The sequence below is a fragment of the Marinithermofilum abyssi genome (assembly GCF_014641195.1).
Lineage (GTDB): Bacteria > Bacillota > Bacilli > Thermoactinomycetales > DSM-45169 > Marinithermofilum > Marinithermofilum abyssi.
This window is the reverse complement of record NZ_BMHQ01000003.1, coordinates 25511-40543: the sequence shown is the minus strand read 5'-3', so window position 1 is coordinate 40543 and position 15033 is coordinate 25511. Positions and strand designations below refer to the sequence as shown.

General features: G+C 51.1%; 18 protein-coding genes. 7 read left to right on the top strand and 11 right to left on the bottom strand.

Annotated features, from left to right (window positions below):
* The first annotated feature begins 15 nt into the window (after positions 1-15).
* From comA to IEW70_RS04550, 3 genes are read left to right on the top strand one after another with little or no spacing between them, the layout of a single operon-like run.
* Entirely contained in the window at positions 16-837 is an 822-nt protein-coding gene (gene comA, locus IEW70_RS04560) for a phosphosulfolactate synthase (protein WP_188646758.1), read from the top strand.
* The gene (locus tag IEW70_RS04555) at positions 834-1553 is read left to right on the top strand and encodes a 2-phosphosulfolactate phosphatase (protein ID WP_188646757.1); all 720 of its coding nucleotides are present in this window, start codon (positions 834-836) and stop codon (positions 1551-1553) included. Before comA ends, IEW70_RS04555 begins: the two co-directional genes overlap by 4 nt.
* Positions 1554-1610: 57 nt before the next feature.
* Positions 1611-2066: a DUF441 domain-containing protein gene (locus IEW70_RS04550; RefSeq protein WP_188646756.1), complete on the top strand. Its 456-nt coding sequence runs from the start codon at positions 1611-1613 to the stop codon at positions 2064-2066.
* 110 nt (positions 2067-2176) lie between these two features.
* On the opposite strand, the gene IEW70_RS04545 is transcribed toward IEW70_RS04550, so the two are convergent.
* The 6 genes from IEW70_RS04545 to IEW70_RS04520 all read right to left on the bottom strand — a co-directional run bounded on the left by IEW70_RS04545 (position 2177) and on the right by IEW70_RS04520 (position 6588).
* Entirely contained in the window at positions 2177-3019 is an 843-nt protein-coding gene (locus tag IEW70_RS04545; protein WP_229751827.1) for an RNA-guided endonuclease InsQ/TnpB family protein, read from the bottom strand.
* Positions 2976-3302 carry a helix-turn-helix domain-containing protein gene (locus IEW70_RS04540; protein ID WP_188646754.1) on the bottom strand — a complete coding sequence of 109 codons (327 nt, stop codon included), beginning with the start codon at positions 3300-3302 and terminating at the stop codon, positions 2976-2978. Before IEW70_RS04540 ends, IEW70_RS04545 begins: the two co-directional genes overlap by 44 nt.
* A gap of 586 nt (positions 3303-3888) precedes the next feature.
* Positions 3889-4446, bottom strand: a complete 558-nt coding sequence (efp, locus tag IEW70_RS04535) for an elongation factor P (RefSeq protein WP_188646753.1) — start codon at positions 4444-4446, stop codon at positions 3889-3891.
* A 27-nt stretch (positions 4447-4473) separates the two neighbouring features.
* Positions 4474-5544, bottom strand: a complete 1071-nt coding sequence (locus tag IEW70_RS04530; protein ID WP_188646752.1) for a M24 family metallopeptidase — start codon at positions 5542-5544, stop codon at positions 4474-4476.
* 21 nt (positions 5545-5565) lie between these two features.
* The gene (gene aroQ, locus IEW70_RS04525) at positions 5566-6009 is read right to left on the bottom strand and encodes a type II 3-dehydroquinate dehydratase (protein ID WP_188646751.1); all 444 of its coding nucleotides are present in this window, start codon (positions 6007-6009) and stop codon (positions 5566-5568) included.
* Positions 6010-6069: 60 nt separating this feature from the next.
* Positions 6070-6588 carry a YqhR family membrane protein gene (locus tag IEW70_RS04520; protein ID WP_188646750.1) on the bottom strand — a complete coding sequence of 173 codons (519 nt, stop codon included), beginning with the start codon at positions 6586-6588 and terminating at the stop codon, positions 6070-6072.
* A 205-nt stretch (positions 6589-6793) separates the two neighbouring features.
* Here IEW70_RS04520 and IEW70_RS04515 point away from each other — a divergent pair, with 205 nt between their 5' ends.
* Together IEW70_RS04515 and IEW70_RS04510 are read left to right on the top strand one after the other, a co-directional pair.
* Positions 6794-7693: a DUF1385 domain-containing protein gene (locus tag IEW70_RS04515; RefSeq protein ID WP_188647056.1), complete on the top strand. Its 900-nt coding sequence runs from the start codon at positions 6794-6796 to the stop codon at positions 7691-7693.
* Positions 7694-7728: 35 nt separating this feature from the next.
* Complete coding sequence (locus tag IEW70_RS04510) at positions 7729-8052, top strand: hypothetical protein (protein ID WP_188646749.1); 324 nt, start codon at positions 7729-7731, stop codon at positions 8050-8052.
* A 22-nt stretch (positions 8053-8074) separates the two neighbouring features.
* On the opposite strand, the gene IEW70_RS04505 is transcribed toward IEW70_RS04510, so the two are convergent.
* The 4 genes from IEW70_RS04505 to IEW70_RS04490 all read right to left on the bottom strand — a co-directional run bounded on the left by IEW70_RS04505 (position 8075) and on the right by IEW70_RS04490 (position 10902).
* Entirely contained in the window at positions 8075-8464 is a 390-nt protein-coding gene (locus tag IEW70_RS04505; protein WP_188646748.1) for a protease complex subunit PrcB family protein, read from the bottom strand.
* Positions 8465-8491: 27 nt separating this feature from the next.
* The gene (locus IEW70_RS04500) at positions 8492-9427 is read right to left on the bottom strand and encodes a patatin-like phospholipase family protein (RefSeq protein WP_188646747.1); all 936 of its coding nucleotides are present in this window, start codon (positions 9425-9427) and stop codon (positions 8492-8494) included.
* A gap of 181 nt (positions 9428-9608) precedes the next feature.
* Complete coding sequence (gene mntR / locus IEW70_RS04495; protein WP_188646746.1) at positions 9609-10043, bottom strand: transcriptional regulator MntR; 435 nt, start codon at positions 10041-10043, stop codon at positions 9609-9611.
* 409 nt (positions 10044-10452) lie between these two features.
* Entirely contained in the window at positions 10453-10902 is a 450-nt protein-coding gene (locus tag IEW70_RS04490; RefSeq protein WP_188646745.1) for a PCYCGC motif-containing (lipo)protein, read from the bottom strand.
* Between the two features lie 198 nt (positions 10903-11100).
* On the opposite strand from IEW70_RS04490, the gene IEW70_RS04485 reads away from it, so the two are divergent.
* Positions 11101-12696 (top strand): tetratricopeptide repeat protein, encoded by a 1596-nt coding sequence (locus tag IEW70_RS04485; RefSeq protein WP_188646744.1) that lies wholly within the window; start codon positions 11101-11103, stop codon positions 12694-12696.
* 36 nt (positions 12697-12732) lie between these two features.
* Here the strand turns inward: IEW70_RS04485 and IEW70_RS04480 are convergent, their stop codons facing one another.
* Positions 12733-13200, bottom strand: a complete 468-nt coding sequence (locus IEW70_RS04480; RefSeq protein ID WP_188646743.1) for a hypothetical protein — start codon at positions 13198-13200, stop codon at positions 12733-12735.
* A 273-nt stretch (positions 13201-13473) separates the two neighbouring features.
* Here IEW70_RS04480 and hutH point away from each other — a divergent pair, with 273 nt between their 5' ends.
* Complete coding sequence (gene hutH, locus IEW70_RS04475) at positions 13474-15006, top strand: histidine ammonia-lyase (RefSeq protein WP_188647055.1); 1533 nt, start codon at positions 13474-13476, stop codon at positions 15004-15006.
* The last annotated feature ends 27 nt before the right edge of the window (positions 15007-15033 follow it).

The window sequence follows — 15033 nt, the reverse complement described above, 5'->3', positions numbered from 1 at the left end:
AGCGAGGAGAAGCCCATGCAATCCTATGCCGACATCCCATGGGAATCTCGATTGATGGATCCCTCTAACGAACGGAAACCAAAGCCCCGATATTGCGGACTGACCATGATTATCGACAAAGGTTTAGGGTACTTGCAGTTCCGGGACCTTTTGGAAATTGCCGCTCCCCACATCGATTTTATCAAGCTAGGATTCGGTACTGCAGGAGTTACTCCTATCCCATTATTGCGGAAAAAAATACAGTTAGCTGCTGAAGCCGATGTCCACATTTATCCCGGTGGTACATTTTTCGAAATAGCTCATGCGCAAAACCAAACAAAAAACTACCTGGATACACTGAGAAAAATCGGCTTTTCCTGGGTGGAAATCTCTGATGGAACTATTTCAATGACTGCTTATGAGCGTCAAAAAGCCATCCAGTTAGCCCGATCCCATTCTTTTAAAGTAATTACGGAAATCGGAAAGAAAGCCCAAGGCTCATTCACGCCTGCAGCCCAGTTAATCGAACAGTTTGAAGCAGACCGGCTGCATGGAGCGGAATACGTGATCGTGGAAGGGCGGGAGTCCGGCAAAAACATCGGAGTTTTCGATGCTCTGGGCGGATTGGATGAAAATTATGTCAGCGATGTATCGAAAGCATTGGACAGCAACCATCTTATTTGGGAGGCCCCACTGCATAAACAGCAAGCTGCCTTTATCCGCCTGTCGGGACGGGATGTGAATCTCGGCAATATCGCACCGGGGGAAGTGTTGTCTGTGGAATGTCTGCGGCGAGGTCTGCGGGCAGATACATTTCCTTTCATCTCCTTTGAACCGATTGGGGGGGCGCAGGGATGAAAATAACGGTCATCCCTCATGCAGACGATATACACAGTGATACCTTATCTCATAAAACCGTTGTCGTGATCGATGTCTTTCGGGCTTCCAGCAGCATTGTCACAGCTTTGTCTCACGGTGCTTCCGCTATTATTCCGGCGGGAACCGTCTCTGAAGCGCGTCAGTGTGCGAAGGAGGGCATGTTGCTCGGCGGTGAACGGTTCGGTAAACGGCTGGATGGTTTTGACCTGTGCAATTCTCCCCAGGATTACGCAGCCCCTCTTGTTCGGGGCAAAACCATTGTAATGACCACAACCAATGGTACTCGCACATTACTGAAAGCTGCCAAAGGAGCCGATGTGATCATCGGCTGTTTTTTAAATGCATCCGCCTGCGTACGTTTTATTCGGCAATTGAAACATGATGCCGTATTGTTATGTGCGGGAACCCGAGGGGATTTTTCCCTGGAGGATGGTATCGCAGCCGGGTGTCTGATTGACCTCCTTTTGAGCGATGGGCAAACAGTTCAAGCCAACGATTTGGGGCTGGTCCTTCACCAAGGCTACCTGTCTGTAAAAGATCACCTATTGACCCATCTCTGCCGAAGCGCTTCCGGAGATCGACTCATGAAGCGCGGCTTGGCCCGCGATTTGGAAGATTGTCTGGTAATGGATCGTTATGATGTGGTTCCCCGTTGGAAAAACGGCCGCATCCATTCTTTTCGTTTACCCGATTAATAATCTCCTGCTGATGGACATACAGTGGTAAAAAACGTTGTCGGACAGGGGATGGCCATGAATCCGGACCTTCTACTCGTCTTTATGATCGTCATCGGCATGTTGGGGCGCTCCCCCATTATTGCCACCGCCGCCAGCCTGTTGCTCATTTTAAAATTGACACATTTGGAGCGTTTTTTTCCTGCTGTCGAGCGGCGGGGCCTGGAAATGGGTCTTCTATTTCTAACGATTGCTGTCCTGGTTCCCTTCGCTTCCGGGCGTATCACCTTTAAAGAAGTGGTGAGTGTCTTCACCTCCCTCCCGGGGATTCTCGCGTTGATCGGCGGTGCATTGGCCACCTATATGAATGGAAAAGGATTGGATTTGTTAAAAGTAGATCCGCAAATGATTGTCGGTCTTGTCATCGGATCAATCTTCGGGATCCTTTTTTTACGGGGAATTCCCGTCGGACCTTTGATGGCTGCAGGCATCACGGCATTTCTCATGAAACTCTTCGATTGGATCTGGTCGTGACTTGCTCCACACTGCTTAAGCACCCCAGGGGCACTTCCTTCGGGCGCCGTGGGCTTCTCGCTTCATTTGGCGTGGCACCCCACATCCATCCACGAAGGCTTCGTCCAAGCCTAAAAAAGGTTTAGTTCTAATTGCCCGTATCTCAGTTCAGGAACATATCCAATCGCTTTATGTAGGATATTTCTTGCGGCATTGACATCTCTGTCTGCCACATATCCGCATGAGCAACGATGGGTACGTTCTTTTAATGTCTTCTTTACGATCCGACCGCACTCCGAGCAAACTTGCGACGTGTTGCGAGGATCAACTGCTATCACTTGTTTACCGGCCCACTCTGCCTTGTAAGCTGTGAATTGAACCAGCATCCTCCAACCTGCGTCTGCAATGCTCTTGGCAAGCTGGTGATTTTTCACCATCCCCCGAATGTTCAAGTCTTCAAAAACGATCCAATCGTAGTTGTCCACCAAATATCGGCTGATTTTGTGAGCGGCGTCTTTTCGCTGATTGGCTATGTATTCATGGCATTTGGCCAACATCAGGGCTGCTTTTCTCCAACGATTGGATCCCATCTTTCTGCGGGAAACCATCCGTTGAAGCCATTTCAACTTTCTTTCCGATTTACGAAGATACTTGGGGTGGTCGAAATACTCCTCATCAGAGGTAACAGCAAGATGTTTGACCCCCAAATACACTCCCACTCGCTTATCGGTACTTGCAGGCTTCGCTTCCACCTCGCACGAGAAACAAGCGTAGTACTTACCGTTTTTCCTCCTGATGGTGCAAGTTTTGATCTTTCCTTTGATCTGTCTATGTAGCTTCATGCGAACATTGCCGATCTTAGATAGCTTAAGAAACTTCCCTTCGATCTTGAACCCGAGTTGAGGATAGGTGAAGCTATCGTATCGGTTCTTACCTTGAAAGCGAGGGTATCCCGGCTTTTCTCCGTGTTGCACACGACAGAAAAACGCTTGAAATGCTTTCCAACCGTTTGGCTACGTCTTGAAGAACCTGGGAATGGATTTCTTTGAACTCCGGGATCTCCTTCTTGAGTTCTGGGAGTTCGATTGCTTGCTTGTGATAGGTTAACGTGATATCACGTCTTTTGTAGGCAAACTTCCGTTGTTCAAGCATGGAGTTGTAGAGCCAGCGACACATGCCCAGTGTCCATTCGATCTTCTCGATCTGCTCTTTCTTTGGTTCCAGCTTGAATTTGTAGGTTCTTATCAGCGTGATCACCTCCTCTTTGTCCGGTTTTTTCGCACAATTATATTATACGGGATTCCACCCGAACGGCAGTATTTTCAAATGGATCAGATGGGCATTGGAACAATGTCGGACTTGGTAAGAAGGCTGAAGCCCTCCCGCGTCCGACGCTCGCTTTCATCCCAAGCCTAAAGGGCTGTGTTTTCCCGCTCGCTCTTTATAAAAAAAGCACCTCTGCCATGAGGTACTTTGTTATAGGGAGCCGCTTCGGTGACCGTCTCCGGATCTGTTGCAACCTTCACCGATCACCGCCTCCCATCTATCGAAGTTGAATGACCAGTCGCACCCTACGTCGCTCCCTCCGTCACAGATGTAAATTCTGCCCGCTCCGTATATAGCGTGACTCTGAGCGGAGAACAAAAAGCACGACTGTGCTCCCTTAAGTACGATGACCCAGGCGCGAGCCAAAGGAAAACGGCTCGCGCCTGGGTCCCGCTTGTCAAAGCTGGGTGCGTCGTGCAAAGGTCGCTCCTTGAGAGATGTGCTCCCTTTTTTCCCGAAAATTCACTTTCCAACCTCGCACCTCTTCAGCTACGAGGACTTCCCCCTGACAGCTTCTTCAGGCACGGGAGACGTATTCACCTTTGCGGGTATCGATAATCAGCTTGTCTCCTTCGTTGACAAAAAGGGGAACCTGTACCACCAGGCCGGTTTCCAGCTTGGCCGGTTTGGATCCTCCCGTTGCCGTATCGCCGCGGATTCCCGGATCGGTTTCCACCACTTCCAATTCAACGGTATTGGGCAGATCGACACCGATGGTTTCCCCTTTGTACAGCATTAGGTTGACATTCATGTTTTCTTTGAGATACTTCCGTTCTTCCGCCAATTGAGCGGCGCTCAGCACCACTTGATCATAGGTTTCATTGTCCATGAAAGTATATTCGTCGCCGCTTTCATACAAGAATTGCATTTGGCGGGTCTCCACATGAGCCCGTGCCACTTTTTCCCCTGCGCGGAAGGTTTTTTCCTGAATGTTTCCGTTGCGCAGGTTCCGCAGTTTGGAACGGACAAATGCAGAGCCCTTCCCGGGTTTCACGTGTTGGAAGTCCATCACTTGCCACACGTCACCATCCAATTCAATCGTCAAGCCGGTGCGAAAGTCGTTCGTCGAAATCATGGGGTTTCCTCCTTTTTCAAAAGCAAATCAATCAATGATAATCATATCTTTGGGGCTTTGGGTCAACACTTCATGACCCTTCGGCGTCACCAGGACATCATCTTCGATACGGACGCCGCCCACATCTGGCAGATAGATCCCCGGTTCCACGGTGACGACCATGCCGGGTTCCAGCACCGTATCGCTTTTGGACGAAAGGCCGGGAGCTTCGTGCACCTCCATCCCCAGTCCGTGCCCGGTGGAATGGCCGAAAGCATCACCGTATCCTTGTTCACGAATCAGATCCCGGGCAACGGCATCTTCTTCTTTTCCGGTGATGCCGGGACGGATCGCAGCCACTGCCCGTTTTTGGGCATCCAGCACAATCTCGTAGATCTCCCGCTGTTTTTCGTTGGGCTGCCCCAGCATCACCGTGCGGGTGATGTCGGAACAATATCCTTGATACAGTGCGCCGAAGTCCAGCGTTACCAAGTCTCCCCTCTGCATGACCCGGTCGCTTGCCACGCCATGGGGCATGGCGGAACGGGGACCGGAGGCGACGATAATGTCGAAGGAAGAAGAGGTCGCACCCATCTCCCGCATCAAAATTTCTAGGCGAAGGGCGATCTCTGTTTCCTTTTTCCCTGGTTGCAGCTCTTTGAGAACGGCAGCAAAGGCATCGTCGGCAATCTGCACCGCCCGGCGGAGGATCCTTAGTTCTTCTTCATCCTTGATTTGCCGAATCTGTTCCACCAAGCCGTTCGTTGGTTCCAGTGCGATCTCTCCCGCTGCTTCTTTCAGCTTGGCTGCCTGGGCGTAGGTCAGATGATTTTCTTCAAAGGCGAGCGTTTGAACACCGAGACGCCGGCACTCTTCCACCACCGTCGCCAAGGGATTCCCCTTGTGTTCCACCAAACGGAAGTTCGGGGATTGTTCCTTCACCTGTTCCACATAACGAAAATCCGTTACCACCGCTTGGGCATCGGCGGTAACGACCACCCAGCCAGCCGATCCCGTAAAGCCGGAAATATATCGCCGATTGATGGGATGGCTAACCAAGAAGGCCTTGACTCCTTCTTCTTCCATCCGCTTTCTGAGCTTTTCCAGGCGTCTCTCCAATCTTTTCTCCCCTTCCTGACATTAAAAAGGATTCTTTACCCGTTCCTTTACCACCTGCAATGCCAGCTCATAGCCGAGAGGGCCGAAACCGAGAATCTGTCCTTCCGTCACAGGAGCTGTCACCGAGACGCCGCGAAAGGCTTCCCTCTGATGCACGTTGGAGATATGTACTTCAATCGCAGGAACACCCACAGAAGCCAACGCATCCCGCAGCGCATAGCTATAGTGGGTGTAGGCACCCGGATTGATGATCAGATAATCGTACTCGCCCTCCGCCTCATGGATTCGGTCAATCAATGCTCCTTCATGGTTTGATTGAAAGGTGTCCACTTCCAGTCCCATATCCGCTCCTCTTTTTTGGAGTCGGTCGTTTACCTGTTCCAGCGTGACCCGGCCGTAAACTTCCGGTTCCCGCTTTCCCAAACGGTTTAGATTGGGACCATGCAGCACGAGCACCTTGGGCACCAGTGCCACCCCCTTTTTTCCCTTCGACATTGTATCACAAAAGTTCCTTCCAGAGAGCCCTCAAGGTGAGGATCCTTCGGGTTCAGACGAAAAATATTCCGTGATCAGCGAGTATCCCACAAACAAACCGTACAACAAACAAAAGGATAGAGAGGTTACGAGAGTCGCTCGATCCAACTTCCCGGCTGCTTTCATCAATCCCAGCCGCGGTGCGGCAAAAGCAAACAACACCAGCCAGATAACAGCACCATATATCAGTGGAACAGCGCGGTTGTTCCAGCGGAGCAGCACATATCGGTAAAACAGGGCAAACACTAAGGACAGCACCACCCAAACCCCGATTCCTGCCAGATGCGTCCACCAAGCTTTTTCCTTCCACCACCAGCCAACGAACACCGAAGGGCCGTACTGGGACAAATGAAGAAAGTACAAGAGAAAATACAGCCCGCCCCAGATCAGTCCACCGGCAAAACCCAGCTCCAAAGCCGTACGGGTTTTATGACCGGTGGGAGGCTCGCTCGCTGTCCCTTCTGTTTGCATCGGCAAGGAGTCATTCGTTTTTCCTTTATTGGATTCCATTAGGATCACCCTCCTTCGATCTCAGTTAGTATGCATCATCTTCCTTTCTCCCATCACAAGACGTTCGGTGATATCCGGAGCGAATCCTTTGTGTTAAAATGGAAACACATCTTTTTCATAAATGCATAGGACAACTTGAGGTGGTGCATCACCAGTGTCAAACAAACCGATTGCTTACGGCGGTCAAGCGGTCGTGGAAGGCGTCATGTTTGGCGGCCAACGATCCCAAGTCACGGCGATCCGCCGCAAAAACGGAGAAATCGAAACGTTTGAGGTGACAAAGCCTGTCCCATCTTCCTGGGGCGGGTTGAAGAAGATCCCGTTGATCCGGGGGATCGTCGTTTTGGTGGAAGCCAGCGCTTCCGGTTCCCGCCACCTTCAGTTTGCGACGGAAAGATATGAAGTGGAACCCGGAGAAGAAGAGGCAGGAACTCCGCCCTCCCGTCTGCAGATGATGCTGGGAGTAGCTGCTGTGGGTGTTCTCTCGCTGATTCTGGGGAAAGCCCTCTTTACCGCTCTGCCGGCCTTTCTGGCCAGTATGTTGTTTGACGGAATCGTCACCAACCTGATCCTGCAAAACCTTATTGAAGGCGGTATCAAAACCCTATTGCTACTCGGATACTTGTTTGCAATCTCCCAAACCCCGATGGTGAAACGGCTGTTTCAATACCACGGCGCGGAGCACAAAGTGATTAACGCCTATGAGTCCGGGGTAGAATTAACTATAGAGAATGTGCAGAAGCAATCGACCCTGCATTACCGATGCGGCAGCAGTTTCATCATCCTGACGATTCTCGTCGGCGTGGTCGTCTACTCCTTTTTCAGTTACGACAATGTATGGGATCGGATTCTGATCCGACTGGCTCTGATTCCGGTAGTCGTCGGCCTCTCCTACGAGGTGTTGCGCATTACCAATGCGCTGCGGGACATACCTTTGCTCAACACACTGGGCTATCCGGGATTATGGCTGCAAAAACTAACTACCAGGGAACCGGACGATCATCAGGTGGAAGTCGCATTGGCTGCCTTTCACCGCATGTATGAGCTGGATCGAGAGTTGACTGCCAAGCAACACCCATCATCTGATTTAGCCCGTTCCGGATAATTGAAGGACCCTTAAGAAATGAGGGAGATCTTCTCATGAAGATGAAAAACCAACATCCATCCGTGTGGCGCTTCATTCTGTACGGCCTGATGGTCGTCGGTTTCCTCCGGCTGCTGTTTCTTCAGCCGGCATACTCTTTGACCATGCTCGGAGTGGGAGCCGTGATCATTTATCTGTATAAACGGCCGCCCCGCTGGCTGATTCGATTCAGCTACCCGGGATCCTCCATCCCCCCCAAACCGCTAAAGAAAGGGACCAAGTTCAAGGGCAGGCAAAAAAAATACGCCAAAAAGCGTCAATCTTTCCGCGTAATCGAAGGCAACAAAAAAGGACCGGGACGCAATACAAAAACCCAGTGACCGCGCTGGGTTTTTGTGTGCGTTAATCCTTATTCCCGTCCTCATCAAATAGTGGTTTTCTCTCGACTGTCCGAACCTTGAGCGTTTTTCCGGAATCCTTCTTCTTCAAGAGCAGATACGGATACACAATGATCTGCGGATACATCCTGCCCGGCTCGGGTTTTATTTCGCTCACTTTGACATAACAGTGGTCTTCCCGATTCTCTTCTCCTTCATAGATCAACTGGTGACCGGGATTGGGCTTGATCCCCGCAGCCACCAACACCCACTGGGTATCTTCATGCTCCAGCAAATGCACTCCCCGTTCCTGCTTTTTTTCCGCCACCCATTTCCGGATGGCGCCGGGAAGCGCCTTTTCTTCTTTTGAGGATAAACATTGAACGACTGAACCTCGGCTTTGTTCCTTGCCCACGGGTATCCCCTCCTTTCTCTATTTCGTTCATCCCGATTGGGACGGCCGCATACGGAAAGCGATATGGCCATCCCCGCGCCGCATCGCTAAATACTGCTGGAACGTCCAATCCTTGAAAAAGTTTCGTGCTGCTTCTGCTCCTGCATCAAACAACTGCTGCCGTTTGACCTCGGTCAAATCAAAGTCCGTCATCTTGACATTCAGCGTAGGAACCTGAATCGTCCGCAGTTTGTCCTGTTCTTTGATGTGCCGGTTATCGTGGGCTTCCATCATTGTATAAAACATGGCCCGAATCAAAGAAATCGGCCCGTTGATCACGTGGGGATTGACGCCCGAATCGGACAGAAACCGGAACCCGAAAGTGGGCCAGCGGGGATTTTCCTGGTCAAACAGCCATACAGGAAAGTTGCTCAACACACCGCCATCCACAATGTAACTAATCTTCTTCGTCGGGCGGTGCATCACCTTCACGGGATCGAAAAAAAGCGGAATGCTGCAGCTCATCCGGACAGCCCGGGCGACGGATAAGGTGTGCGCCGGAATCCCATACTCTTCTAAGTCATTCGGCAGTACCAGCAGATTGCCGCGGGAGATATCCGATGCGATAATGGACAGTTTTCGGTCTTTTAAGTTGCCGAAAGTATAGATGCCCTTTTGGGCTAGAAGTTCCCCAATCCATTTTTCCAAGGGCCGTCCGGGAAAGAGTCCTTTTTTCAACAGCAGACGAACACCGGAACCAAAGTAAGGAACCCGTTGGTACCACGCGTAGGGGATCAATTGGGTGAAATCATGTCTGGACAGCAACCTATAAAGCTCTCCGCTGGTATATCCCGCCGCCAACAGCGAGGCCACCATGGCACCGGCGGACGTTCCTGCCAACTGCCGCCACTCGTACCCTTTTTCCTCCGCGACACTTAACGCTCCTACCAGACCGAAAGCTTTAATCCCTCCGCCTTCCAACACTGCATCAGCACGTATGGGGAACACCTCCCGGGTATGGTTGAACTGGACAAACTTTTGTAAAAGATGCTCTGTTGCTCCAATGGTCCCTGTTTCTCAACATGCTTTCTACCATTTGAATAACATCCCCATACATACCTATGTCGCAGCGATGCAAAAAAACCCATGGGTAATACCATAGGGCTTAACCGTTCACATCTTCCAACTCATCTGCTTCTTTTAGGGCACGCAACTCTTCAATGCGTTCGGGATTTTTTTGAAAATACTCCACCAAGTATTCGATGCAGGTGATGGAGTCCCAACTCAGATGATGCTCAATCCCTTCCACATCATTATAGATCAGATCCTCTTCAACACCGATGATCCGAAGAAATTCTTCCAAAAGGGTATGGCGGTCCACCAACCGCTTGCCGATCTTCTTCCCTTTCGGTGTGAGTACCAATCCCCGGTATTTTTCATAGACCAGATACTTGCTCTGGTCCAGTTTCTGCACCATCTTGGTGACGGACGAGGGATGTACCTCCAACGCTTCCGCTATATCGGAAACACGGGCATACCCTTTTTGCTCAATCAGTTTATAAATATTCTCAAGGTAGTCTTCCATACTCGGCGTCGGCATGGTTCATCCCCTCCAGCCATCTACAATTCAAAACCTGTCCAATACGACAGAATAAGAAAATGACAAATGATTGCTCGCCTGTGAAGTATACCATAGATTTTCCCTCAGCGGAAAAAGAAATCAGGACCCTGTTTTCCATAGCCACTTCGTTGAGCCGGGATAACAATCCTGCTGCTTATTCTATCCTTTCACTGAAAAAAAACCTCCATGGAAAACACGGAGGGTGGCTCATCCTCTGCTACAAAGAATTCCCCGTCTCCCGGATCACGTGAACCCGTGGGCGGCACAGGTCTTCCAGCCGCTCCCCTATCGCCTTTAGTACATTATGGAGCGCTTTTTTGGTGGTGAAATTCCGATTCATACTGCTGGATTCTGTGACGATGTTATCGTATGCTTTCCCTCTCTTTTCTTACATCCCCTTCGGCGGTTCGGGAGTATCTGTGGGAGACATGTTCATCCCATTTTCGTATTTCTCTTCGATTTCTTTCCGTACTTCTTTGAGAGACATGCCATCCTGCTTCCCTTTCATCGTATCCAAAACCACGTTCACACAGACCCCGCAGTTGGCACCATGGTCGTTAAACTCCGGCTTGCCTCCCTCTTTTTTGAGGAAACAGCTTTTCACACTGTCATGTCCCAACGACCCGCAGCCGCAGTAACACGGAATATGCTCCAACTGCTTCGAATGGTTCGCAGCATAGGCGTAAGCCTTTTTTGCTCCGGGAACCTGGGAGGCTTCCACAAAATCCGGAAAGGCTTGCTTGCCGACAGATTCCTTGTCCGTTGATGCGGACGAACACCCCGCAACAGCTAGTACGACGATCAGTACCCAAGAAAAAAGCCACATGCCTTTTTTCATCATACATCCCCTTGTCCTATCGATTTCCCATCTATTATATCATTTCAACTCCCTTGCAACGGGAAGATGAAGGTCGATTCTCCCGCAGTAGTACAATCCCGTCTCACCTACTGGTAACGCCTCACACTCCCGATAGAACGAGAGGCATGTTTCTGAATCCAAACCCATAGCATGATGATGACGGAAAGGAGGAGGAAGATGTCTCGATTAAGAAACAACTTCCAAACAAAAAGGGCCGCATCGGTTCCCCGAAAAATTTCCCTGACAGTTTCCTCCCTCCTGGATCAAGTGAAGCAACTTCTCCATGCCAACGAGATCCGGGAAGCCAAACACCGGCTGCAAAAGGAAACCGACCACCTTCAAAAACATCCCGAATTCATGGTACTGCTGGGTGAAATCAATGATCGGCTGGGATTATGGGAAGAAGCCGTGCACATTTTTCAACAGGCTGCCGCTCAGACGAACGATCCTGCAAAGAAGGCCAACATTTTGTGTCAAATGGCGGAAATTGCCGAGAAAATGGGTCAATCGGATGATTCCCAGGAATGGCTCCTTCAAGGATTGGACGCATACCCCCATGACGAAACCGCATTGCAAGCCCTCGCTCGGCACGCTGCAGCCTCAGGTGCGGAGGATTCGGAAGTGCGAAGCAAGTTGCAGGTATTTCTCCCTCCCTCTTCTGTCCATCATGTAAATCCCCTGGCTCGCACCCTGATCCACATCGGGGCATACAGGGAAGCAGCGAATGTACTGGAAAACGAATCCGAGCTGACTCCGGAAGGAAAGCAACTCTTTGCCCACTGCCTGATCCATGGCGGACGTTACGAAGAAGCGCTCGTCCTTTTACATACATTGTGCCGGGAGATTTCGGACGAAAACGCTATCACTCCTTTTCATCTGGACATTGCCTTATGCGCTTGGACGAAACAGATTGCCGCCGCTCCCCTGTTTGACACCATCCATACACCCAACGTGTTTACATGGATGGACGATTGGATCATCCGACAAAAATCCACCCCTTGTCCGATCTCGGAGCGCGATCTGTTTCTGGAGCACTGGATCAAACGCGCAGTGGGGTACCGGATGATCAAGCTGGCGGACCGATTCTCCCAGCTGGGTCAGGAGCTTCCATTGATTCTCACCCACCAGTTGTATGACGATGGATTTATCCATTGTGCGGCTGACCGTCTGCACCAGCTGAAAGATCTTCGGATGATCGACGAAGAAGGCATCCACCGACTGGCTGAATACTTCTATGACCAGGGAACGTTTGATAGAGCGGCGGCGCTGTGGGAGGATCTGTCCAAACAACAGCCAAAATGGGAGAAAGGGCGAATCGGAGCCGCGCTCTCTTATTTCCACATCGCCAACCAAGTTCTTTCGGAAATCCGTTCACCAATCGGAAAGAACTCCACTTCCTATTGGAAAAAACGGATCCACATCGATCATAGTATCCAGCTCCTGAACAGAACCGGTTGGCATACCCGCTGGACATTCGCTCAAAGGAGAAACGCCCATTGGAACCCATCCAAGCCTTTCGATTCTCGAAAAGCCGAGCAGTTCCCGTCATTTGCTGTCAGTGGCCGAAAAAAAGCCCCGCGGCAAACGAGTTACCTGTGGCGGCAGGGTGTGTCCGACCTGGATCGGGAGAGATCGATCCGTGCTTTTTTAAACCACGTAACAACACTGGCCAATGTTCATCTGACTGCCGTCCAGCACACCTCTCCCTGTCAGGAAATCTTGATTGCCGCCCGCATGGGGATCAACCAAATACGGTCCCTTCGATGCTTTTAGGGGTCACCTCCTATTTCTTTCTCCCTTCCCCCTTTGTTAGTTCTGTCTTTCAATCTCATGGGCCGCCACTTTGACAAAATCGATCAAGACAGAGCCCTTGCTGACGAGAAAAATCGTCGCCAAGAAGCGGGTGGTCGGTTCAGGGGGAGGTACAATCGCAAAGTAGGAGGAAAAGGAAGGAGAACTTTTGTGAGGAGGTTCCACCAGAAGCGGGGTAGATCGTTGCAGTCGGCCGGCAGCGTCCAAATAGGCCACACTGGCCACCATCTCGGCCTGAACACCGGCCGCGCTTTTATTGAATACCCGAAAATAGAGGTAGTAGGCACACTCGGTCTGAAACGTTCCCTTTCTCACTTGAAAGAGTCTGCTGCCCGCTGACATGGATACGGAGGTATCCCCAGCTACTATCGGGTTGGGTACCAACCGAGCCCTGCTCCCTTTCCAAGGGGACAATGTATGTTGAAACCCACCGTTACGGATAAGATTTTTGTGATTACAAGCCATGGCTTCGCCTTCTTTCTATTATTTTCTATATATTATTCAACTAGCTCTACCGTGCTTGGGCTGTAAGGAAGGAGATCACCGACATAACACGAAATAAATGAGGAGCATACTATAGAGATATAAAATCCATCGGAACTTTTGCTTCCGGACCAGTAAAGGGGAAGTTTCCGTGTCACCCTGCCATCACTTAACCAACCAAAAAAAGGGGATTGGGTATTTACCCAGTCCCCTTTTCTTATTCCTTTTTTCTGATAAAGGAGGAAAGCGACAGTGATGAAGCCCGTATCCCGTCTTTCTTTGACTGGAGAACATCTCACCCTGGAATCTTTTGAAGAAGTGGTTCGCCATTATCGATCGGTTGATTTATCTGCAAATGCGAAAGTTCAAATGAACCGATGCCGTCAGATGGTTACCGATTTGGTTGCCCAAGGCCGCACTATCTACGGCATCACTACCGGCTTCGGCAAGTTCAGCGATACCGTCATCAACCAACAGCAAACCGCCGAGCTACAGCGCAATCTCTTGCGCAGTCATGCTTGCGGGGTGGGCGGCCCTTTGCCGGAAGAGGTTGTGCGGGGCATGATGCTCCTTCGGGCCAATGCGCTGGCCAAGGGATATTCCGGGATTCGCCCTTCGGTAGTAGATACGCTGGTACAAATGCTTAATCACCGCATCCACCCGGTGGTCCCGTCCCAAGGTTCCCTCGGTGCCAGCGGGGATTTGGCTCCTTTGGCCCATATGAGCCTGCCGCTGATCGGCGAGGGCGAAGTAATCGTCAACGGACAGCGGATGCAGGCACGGACAGCGCTGGATCAAGCGGGGATTGCTCCAGTGGCCTTGGAAGCAAAAGAAGGGTTGGCTCTAATCAACGGCACCCAAATGATGGCCAGCCTATTAAGCCTTGCCGTAATACGCGGGAAAAACCTGCTCCTGGCGGCAGATACGATAGCTGCGATGACGGTTGAAGCCCTGGGCGGCATCCCCCATGCCTTTCACCCGCTGCTGCACCAGGTACGGGGACATCGGGGGCAAATCACTACCGCTGCCAATTTGCGCCATCTCCTTGCCGACAGCCGTCGGGTTACTCAGCCCGGCGAAAAACGGGTACAGGATGCCTACAGCCTGCGCTGTATTCCCCAGGTGCATGGCGCTTCCAAAGACACCTGGCATTACGCCTGCCAAGTCACCGAAACCGAGTTAAATGCAGCAACCGACAATCCCCTTTTGTTTGTGGAAGGGGATGAGGTGATCTCCGGAGGCAATTTCCACGGTCAGCCCCTGGCACTGGCAGCCGACTTTCTGGCGATTGCCATGGCGGAGATCGGCAATATCTCCGAGCGGCGAACCGAGAGACTGGTCAACCCGCAACTGAGCGGTTTACCCCCTTTTCTGACCCGAAACGGCGGCCTTCACTCCGGCTATATGATTTTGCAGTATACGGCAGCCTCTTTGGTATCGGAAAACAAAACCTTGTGCCATCCCGCTTCAGTGGACTCGATCCCTTCCTCCGCCAATCAGGAAGATCATGTCAGCATGGGTTCCATCGCTACACGCAAATTGCACCAAGTGTTGGATAACCTTACTCACGTGCTGGCCATCGAGTACGTCTGCGCTGCACAAGCCTTGGAGTCCGGGGACAAAAAGATGGGAAAAGGAACTTCTCCTGCCTATGAATTGCTCCGTCGGCAGCTCCCTCCGCTCACAGATGACCGGGAAGGGCATCGGGATATCGAGCAGGCAACTGAGTTGATCCAGAGCGGCAAGCTGGTACAAGCGGTAATGAAGGAGACAACAATATCGGTCTAGTGTCTGCTTATAAAATCCGTGCCCCTA

Coding starts and splice junctions, on each gene's coding strand:
- comA (WP_188646758.1), top strand. CDS start 16: ATGCAATCCTATGCCGACATCCCATGGGAATCTCGATTGATGGATCCC.
- IEW70_RS04555 (WP_188646757.1), top strand. CDS start 834: ATGAAAATAACGGTCATCCCTCATGCAGACGATATACACAGTGATACC.
- IEW70_RS04550 (WP_188646756.1), top strand. CDS start 1,611: ATGAATCCGGACCTTCTACTCGTCTTTATGATCGTCATCGGCATGTTG.
- efp (WP_188646753.1), bottom strand. CDS start 4,446: ATGATTTCGACGAACGACTTTCGCACCGGCTTGACGATTGAATTGGAT.
- IEW70_RS04520 (WP_188646750.1), bottom strand. CDS start 6,588: ATGGAATCCAATAAAGGAAAAACGAATGACTCCTTGCCGATGCAAACA.
- IEW70_RS04515 (WP_188647056.1), top strand. CDS start 6,794: ATGTTTGGCGGCCAACGATCCCAAGTCACGGCGATCCGCCGCAAAAAC.
- IEW70_RS04510 (WP_188646749.1), top strand. CDS start 7,729: ATGAAGATGAAAAACCAACATCCATCCGTGTGGCGCTTCATTCTGTAC.
- mntR (WP_188646746.1), bottom strand. CDS start 10,043: ATGCCGACGCCGAGTATGGAAGACTACCTTGAGAATATTTATAAACTG.
- IEW70_RS04490 (WP_188646745.1), bottom strand. CDS start 10,902: ATGAAAAAAGGCATGTGGCTTTTTTCTTGGGTACTGATCGTCGTACTA.
- IEW70_RS04485 (WP_188646744.1), top strand. CDS start 11,101: ATGTCTCGATTAAGAAACAACTTCCAAACAAAAAGGGCCGCATCGGTT.
- IEW70_RS04480 (WP_188646743.1), bottom strand. CDS start 13,200: ATGGCTTGTAATCACAAAAATCTTATCCGTAACGGTGGGTTTCAACAT.
- hutH (WP_188647055.1), top strand. CDS start 13,474: ATGAAGCCCGTATCCCGTCTTTCTTTGACTGGAGAACATCTCACCCTG.